Raw genomic sequence first — 7,458 nt, forward strand, 5'->3', positions numbered from 1 at the left:
TATAATCCCTTCGGTTATGCCCACTTCACACACCCAACTCACACCTTATCCACAAAACTTATCCACATGTACACACGTTCCCCCGTTATTTAGTGGTAGCATTATTTTTGGACACATCATCTTGATTGCTTATAAAACGATTGACTCCATTACCCCAAAAGTTACACACACCCTATATTGAACAATCTTTTTATCCAGAAACACTAATTTAACAACGTTATTTAACTTTATTTCACATGCGACCACCAAACAATCCACAGGTTCTCCCGATTTCTGTGGATAACTTCCGTTTTCAGAAAGCACCGCTCCCATCATCATTTACGCGTTTTGCACATGAAAACTTTTTTTCCACAGAAATTATCCACATTCATGTGGATGTTTACTCTTTCCGGCATCATTTTTCGTACGGAGGTGGATTAATTGATGTTATCAGTCTGTATCCGAAATGCCCACTCACATTACCGGTCCGGATTGATGGATTCTTTTGATTTATTCATCTTTTTGGCCACATTTCAGCCCTGGTAGATGGATTCCTGGGGCTTTTATCCATCTTCCCGCCCATCGGATCAAATCCCTCGCCTAGAGCCCCGCTTCTATCACCCAAAAAACGCAAAACACCCCGGATGGCTACTCTCAAGAGAACCCATCCGGGGTGTTTAACATTTCATTTTCTGTTCAGCTTATTCGGCTGAAGTCTGTCCTTCAGTCAGGGTTACGGTCGTCGACTGCAGCGTGCCTTCGCGGTAGTAGGAGATTTCCACATCGGTTCCTACTTCCAGTGCATACAAGATTTTGCGCAGGTCGACGATGCTCGTTACGGCTTCGCCGTTCATTTCGGTGATGACGTCGTATTGTTCCAAACCGCCCAATTCGGCGGCGGACAAGGCTTGGACTTCCGCAATGACGACGCCTGCCGTCACATCATCAGGCAGAGTCAGGACCGAACTTTGTTGGGACGCGGAAATTTGGGAGAGATCCAGCATGGATACGCCCAGGATCGGACGGATGATTTCGCCGTTTTGTTCCAGTTCGTTGATGATGGTCAGAACGTCGTTGCTTGGGATCGCAAAACCCATCCCCTCAACATTAGAATCGGATATTTTCATCGAGTTGATGCCGATGACTTGGCCGGCGATATTGATCAAGGCGCCACCGGAATTACCCGGATTGATTGCCGCATCCGTCTGCAGCGCCGTCACATCCCAGTCGACAATGCTGTCGCCATCCACATCTGTGGATACAGAACGGTTCTTGGCTGAAATGATCCCTTGCGTGACCGAAGTGGCAAACTCGGTTCCAAGCGGAGAGCCGATTGCGATGGCCGGTTCACCGACATTCACAGCGTCCGAATCACCGAAGGAAGCCACGGCAGTGACATTCGATGCCGGGATCGTCAAGACGGCCAAGTCGGTCCAGACGTCGCTGCCCACGACGGTCGCTACTTCTTTCGTGCCGTCCTTCATCAGGATTTCCAGTTCATCCGCCCCGTCGATGACGTGGTTGTTGGTTACGATATAGGCAAGGTCATCCTCGATCTTATAGATGACCCCGCTGCCCTCACTCGATGTCTCTAAAGTCCCGTTTGTGGTGTCAGAAGAGTTCTGTGGCAGATCGAAGCCGAACATGTTCGGATTGCCCGCCTGCATGTTGATGATGGAAACGACTGCGTCCTGGACTTTTTCCACAGCTGCGGTCGTATCGGTGGTTATGTTGACGGCAACGTCCGTAACGGTTTCATTGATGGCTGTATTTCCGCTGTCGCCTGTTCCGGATCCATTACCGAGGATGCCCGAACCGAACAGCAAGCCGGCACCGATCAGGGCGACCATACCGCCTCCGATCAATCCGCCGACGATGCCGTTCCTGATTGGTGAATTTTTGCGGTCTTTTGGACGTCTGGATGCATCCTCATTCTCGCTTACGCTGTTGTATACGCGCGCGCGTTCCTCTTTGTTCATTGTGGGCCTTGTGGCTGATTCCGGTATCGGCTCTTCCTCAGAAACCACGTCCTCGCTAGCTGTTTCTTCGACCTCCGTGTATTCTGCCTCTATTTCTGTTTCTTCGGATAAGTCTTCTTGCATGTGATCAGCAGATGGAGCGTCGGCGGCAGTCGATTCAATCTCAGTTTCCGTTTCATTGTATGCTTCTTGATCGATCGGATTTTTTTTATTTTCTTCGTCCCTGTCCATGTTGATTCCTCCTTATCGTTCTACATACTCAGTATAGTTCCTTATTTTGAATAAATTATGAAGATAGTAAGAGAATATTTCGGAAAATTGATCCTCAGTGAGCTTATTGTATCATATCCGCGTATGCAAAAAGGAGCGGAATCACTCGATCCGCCCCTTCTGCGCTTGCAATCCTGCTGCGCGACTAAACTCTGAAAAGTTCGGTCGGCTCGTCCGGATCGGTATCATATACAAAAAAATCTTCATTAACGCCCATGCCTTTTTGCATCAAGATACTTTCGGCGGTATGATGCGCCAACGTCTTGATATTGTTGTCCCGGCTCAAATGCCCGAGATAGATGCGCTTCGTCCGGTCGCCCAGCATTTCGGCGACGGCGGCAGCCCCATCTTCATTGGACAGATGGCCTTCATCCCCCAAAATACGCTGCTTCAGTGACCAAGGATACCCGCCCATGCGCAACAATTCCAGATCGTGGTTGCTTTCGATCAGGTACGCATCCGCATCCCGCAAAAGACCGCGCAAGCGATCGCTGACATAGCCGGTATCGGTCAACATGACCATCTGCTTGCCTTCATGATGGAAGGAGTAGAACTGCGGCTCCGCGGCATCATGGGAAACGCCGTAACTTTGGATATCGACATCGCCCAAGGTCAGCACCTGACCCATCTCGAAGATGTGCTTCTGCTCGGTTTTGACGTTGCCGATGATGTGATCCATCGCTTTCCAAGTCGCTTCATTCGCATAAAGATCCATGTGGTACTTGCGCGCCAGCACGCCTAAGCCGTGCACGTGGTCGCGGTGTTCATGCGTGACGAGGATCGTGTCCACATCCGCAAGGTTCCGATCGATTTTCTCCATCAGACCGGCTATTTTCTTTCCACTCAGTCCGCAGTCCACCAATATTTTGCGTTTGGGTGTCTCGATATAGGTGCAGTTGCCGGAACTGCCGCTCGCCAGATAGCTGACGCGCATGCCCTCTTTTTCTATTGTGTCAATCAAACTTAGCCCCTCCAATACATCCATAAGTGTAACTTATTTTTTGGAAAATGCCAGTAATTTTTCTCCATGTTAGGAAAAGTTAATCTTCGGCACAGCATGGGGAATATCATTAACTTAAGGGTATTGACAAATAAGAGGTGCGGGGAAATGGGAGAGAAATCCTCTCATTGATCCATCCTGAATCAGTTGGAGTGTCATTTTTGCCCCTCCTTTTGATATATAATGCTTACTCATTACATTAAGTATATGGGATGGTATGGGCGATCAGAATTCAGAAGAAATGCTCAGCGCGGTGGCCAAAATTGTCGAATAGGTGAGTTAGATTCGACAATTTGACACCAGATTGGACCGAGATTGTCGAATGTCGAGAAACTTTCGACAATTTGACATCATGTCGGACCAAAATTGTCGAATATCTGAGGAACATTCAACAATTTGGCCCCGCAGTCAAAAAAAGCGAGAATGCATTCATGATGCATTCTCGCTTTTTTTACAGTTGTCAAGTTGCTTAAGTTAATGACATTGACTTCATGGGGAGGCCACTCCGAAAGCCGCTTATTTTTTTGGTTTGCCCCAAGCTTTCTTGGCGATTTTGAGCGCACGCAGTTGGGCGGTCTTCTTCGATCGGTTCTGTTGGCTCTGCACCAGGATCGCATCCAGCAAGGTGATTCCCTCTTCCACGAATTCGCCTTTGTTCAGCATGACGCACTCCGCCTGTCCGGCCATCGTCGCATCCGACATCTCCGCCCGCGTAGGCACACCCGTTTTCACCATGTTCTCGAGAACCTGGGTGCTCCAGATGACGGGAATGTGCGCGGCCTCGCAGATCCAGAGTATTTCTTCCTGCAGTTCCGAAAGCCTCAGGAACCCTGCCTCGGCAGCCAAGTCCCCGCGGGCGATCATGATTGCCAATGGATTTTTGCTGGCGGCGGCAACAATCAGTTCCGGCAGATGATTCACGGCTTCAACCGTTTCGATTTTGATCACAAGCGGGATGGCGACTGCTGCTTCACTGCCGACTTGCTCCGCCAACGTTTTCTGGATAACGGCGATGTCCTTGCTGCCGCGGACAAAAGAGAAGCCAAGGATATCGGCCTCCTTTTCGGCCACCAGTAAGTCTTCGCGATCCTTATCCGTCAAGATCGGCATCCTGAAAGTTGATTCCGGGAAATTGAGCCCTTTCTGCGCCTTCACTCTGATTCCCTTTGGCTTGGCCACTTTTCCGACCTGCACGACGACGCCTTGCGGTTTCTGCTCCACAACACGCCCTTCCAGGACGCCATCATCCAAAATGACCGGACTGTCGACCTTGAGCTCATCAAAGAGGTTCAGGCTTTCGCTGAACACAATGATCGGATAGTGTTTCAGATCTTTGAAGGAAGCATCCGCCGACAGGAAGAATAAGTCGCCAACCTTGAGGCGCGGCTTCTCCTTTTCGCTGATGACGGCATCCACCCGGATCTTCGGACCCGCGATGTCAAAATAGATGCGGCAATTTTTGCCGGCAGTTTTTTGGGCTTCCCGCAGGTTTTCGACCATCTTAAGCCAGACCGTGCTGTCATCATGGGCGCAGTTGATGCGGGCGATATCCATGCCTCTATCCAGGAGACGGACAAGGAAGGCGTTATCTTCTGCGGCCTGTTCCGGAAGGGTGACCATGATCCGGGTCGTCCTGTGCTTTGGTGGGTCACCCAATAAGGCGTTCGCCTCGGTCGCCAGTTTTTTCCGGCCCGGGAATTTCTCGGTTGACTTAGGATAGTCATCCAGCTGCTTGATTTCCCCTGACATCAGCGCCAAGTTGCGGACGATCGCATCCAGCTGTTGGAGCACTTTCGATTCCGTCCTTCCCAGTGAGGATAGACCCCATTTTGACAGACGGCTCTGCAAGGGGCGGATATCCCTGCGGCGCAACGCCAGATAGTACGCCAAGTTTTTGCCGCTGAGTTGGAAGGACGTCCGGGAAATGCCCGGCTCCCATTCTTCATAGAGGGCATTGCCTTCTTGGTAGACCGCCTGACGGATCGCCTGCATCTCCTGATAAAGCGACTGCAATTCATTCCATTCTTTTTCTTTCATTTTGTTCGCACCTCGACCTTTCATCATTCATCGAATATAGGATGGCTGCCGGAATATAGCCCGGTATCTGAAACAAAAACACCCTGCTCTGCTTCAGAATAGGATGTTTTTGAAAGTATGCACGTCATTCGTCAGAAAGCCCCGCCGCCGGAGCCGCCACCCGAACCTCCGGATGAGCCGCCACCGAAACCGCCGCCGAAGCCGCTGCTGTTCGAGGAAGTCGGCATCGATTTGGTTACGCCTGTGTTGATGCTGTTGTTCAGCATGGACAGGAAAATGGCGTTGTTCATGTAGTAATAGCTGCCGAATGCGGAAGCTTGGATTTCATTCACAGGGAACTCGACCTTCATCTGCTTCATGACTTTGTCGGCCACACCCAGCGAAACGGCATAGACCAAGAAATGATCCCACAAAGCGATGGATCCGACTTCACGCATCGGGAAATCACCCACGTCCTTCAGCATGTTGCGGAAACCGGCCCATTCCTGTTTCGTGCGTTCACCCTCGGCCGTCATGATCGGTTTGGCTGCTACTGTAACGACCTGAATGAAACTGATTACCACACTCAATACCACAAGAATGATCACCCAAGCAGTAAAGCTCCCTGTGGCAATAGCGAGAGCTGAGATCGCAAACAATAAAACGACGCTGGCGACCAACGCCAGGACTGCGAAGGCAATCGCTTTGGCATTGTCCTTCGAGCGGTAGTTCTTGCGTTTCGGCGTGGCGACATCCATCACCCGTTCTTGCCATTTGACCCGATTCTCATTGAAGCGTTTGGCTTCCGCCGAATTGTCGGCGATGTTCTCGATATCGTCGAGCGTGACGCTTTCCCCATCCCCGACATCGCTGATGAACCAATCCAAAAGCAGCTTTTCATGGCTCAGGAGCGGGGCATTTTTCGTGTCCTTGATCTGCATCAGACGGAAGGAGTCTTCCGGCGCTTTTTCCCGCCCGAAAAGCCCTTTTTGGGGAATCTGCACCGGCGAAATCGTCAGATAGCCTTTCCGCACCAAATCCAGGATAGTGGCCGAAATGTCGGCAGCTTGCACATTTCCGCTGAAGACGGCACCGTTCATGACGGCAGGCGTCATATCCTCAGGCAATTCATAGATATGATCCGGCAGATGGATTTCCTGCGGGATTTCTCTTTTCCGGACTTTCCTTATCCACAGGAATGCCAGGATCGGCAAAATCGGTGAAACGATCGCAAGTGCGATGGCTGCCATGCCGAACAGGGCAGCATTGCGTTCTTCCTCTTCCGCCAATGCGGCTTCCTGCGCCAATATTTCATCAAATTTATCCTCGTTCACCACATTCGGATTGTCTGCGGTGATGCTGGTCGGGAAAATCACATGGGCCTCCACGAATTGATTAGTCGGATTCTGTGGAACGTACAGGAAGACTTTTTGATTGTCTTGCAACGTCACTGAACTGTTCTCATCGCCGCCGTGGCCCCAAGCGCGCAATTCCTCTTCACCGGTCGCTTCCGGCAAAAGTATGGTGACGTCCACATCATTCAACGGATCCTCCCAGGCGGAACCGATGACCTTGCGGTTGAATTCGGCGATGTCGTTGTAATTCGTGATGATTTCAGGAATGCGGTATTGATAGATGACCGTCTGGATCTCATCCGTCATTTTGTTGTATACGGTAAAATTCAGGTAATCGCCGGTGTTGTCCAGTTTGAACGTCCCCGGTTCCTCCGTGTCGCTTAGAGCAAAAGGGAAGGGACTTTCCGACAGATAGCCTTGCATCGACACTTTGACATCTGTCGGATCCGCTACCTCCGAAATATCCAAATCATACAGCACCCCATTGAATTCCCCTTCAAAATCGTAAGTGATGCTCTCGGTAAAAAAAGCGCTGCCATTCCGCTGTATTTCGACCAACACATCATAATTCGTAATCTCATAGGAACGGGCCTGTACTTCCTTCTGTCCAAATCCAATCAAAAAAAAGAACATGAACAGCACAATCGAGCCTATCCGTTTCATTGTTACCTTCCCCTTCCGATACCTCCATCAAGCTTATCGCTTCTGATATCCCCATTTTAACAAACTTTGGGCCGTTAAAAAAGGAAGAACCTCATTTCGAGCAATGTCATTAACTTAAGGGCATTGACAAATAAGAGACAGGTAGAAATGGGAGAAGTACTCTCTCATTTCTACCTGTCTCTTTCGTTTCTGGCAA

At 50.2% G+C, this 7,458-nt stretch carries 4 protein-coding genes; all 4 read right to left on the reverse strand.

What is annotated here, in order from left to right; translation table 11 throughout:
- Nucleotides 1–680: 680 nt before the first annotated feature.
- The 4 genes from C8U37_RS11680 to C8U37_RS11695 all read right to left on the reverse strand — a co-directional run bounded on the left by C8U37_RS11680 (nt 681) and on the right by C8U37_RS11695 (nt 7,262).
- A complete protein-coding gene (locus tag C8U37_RS11680; RefSeq protein ID WP_425445665.1) occupies nt 681–1,958 on the reverse strand; it encodes a S1C family serine protease in 1,278 nt (425 codons plus the stop codon).
- A 415-nt stretch (nt 1,959–2,373) separates the two neighbouring features.
- A complete protein-coding gene (locus C8U37_RS11685) occupies nt 2,374–3,162 on the reverse strand; it encodes an MBL fold metallo-hydrolase (RefSeq protein ID WP_245879832.1) in 789 nt (262 codons plus the stop codon).
- A gap of 582 nt (nt 3,163–3,744) precedes the next feature.
- On the reverse strand, nt 3,745–5,265 hold the full coding sequence (locus C8U37_RS11690) for a pyruvate kinase (protein ID WP_170100280.1): 1,521 nt from the start codon (nt 5,263–5,265) through the stop codon (nt 3,745–3,747).
- Nucleotides 5,266–5,396: 131 nt separating this feature from the next.
- Nucleotides 5,397–7,262 (reverse strand): DUF2207 domain-containing protein, encoded by a 1,866-nt coding sequence (locus C8U37_RS11695; protein WP_108033404.1) that lies wholly within the window; start codon nt 7,260–7,262, stop codon nt 5,397–5,399.
- Nucleotides 7,263–7,458 lie beyond the last annotated feature (196 nt).

This window comes from Trichococcus patagoniensis, assembly GCF_003051085.1.
Taxonomy (GTDB): Bacteria; Bacillota; Bacilli; order Lactobacillales; family Aerococcaceae; genus Trichococcus; species Trichococcus patagoniensis.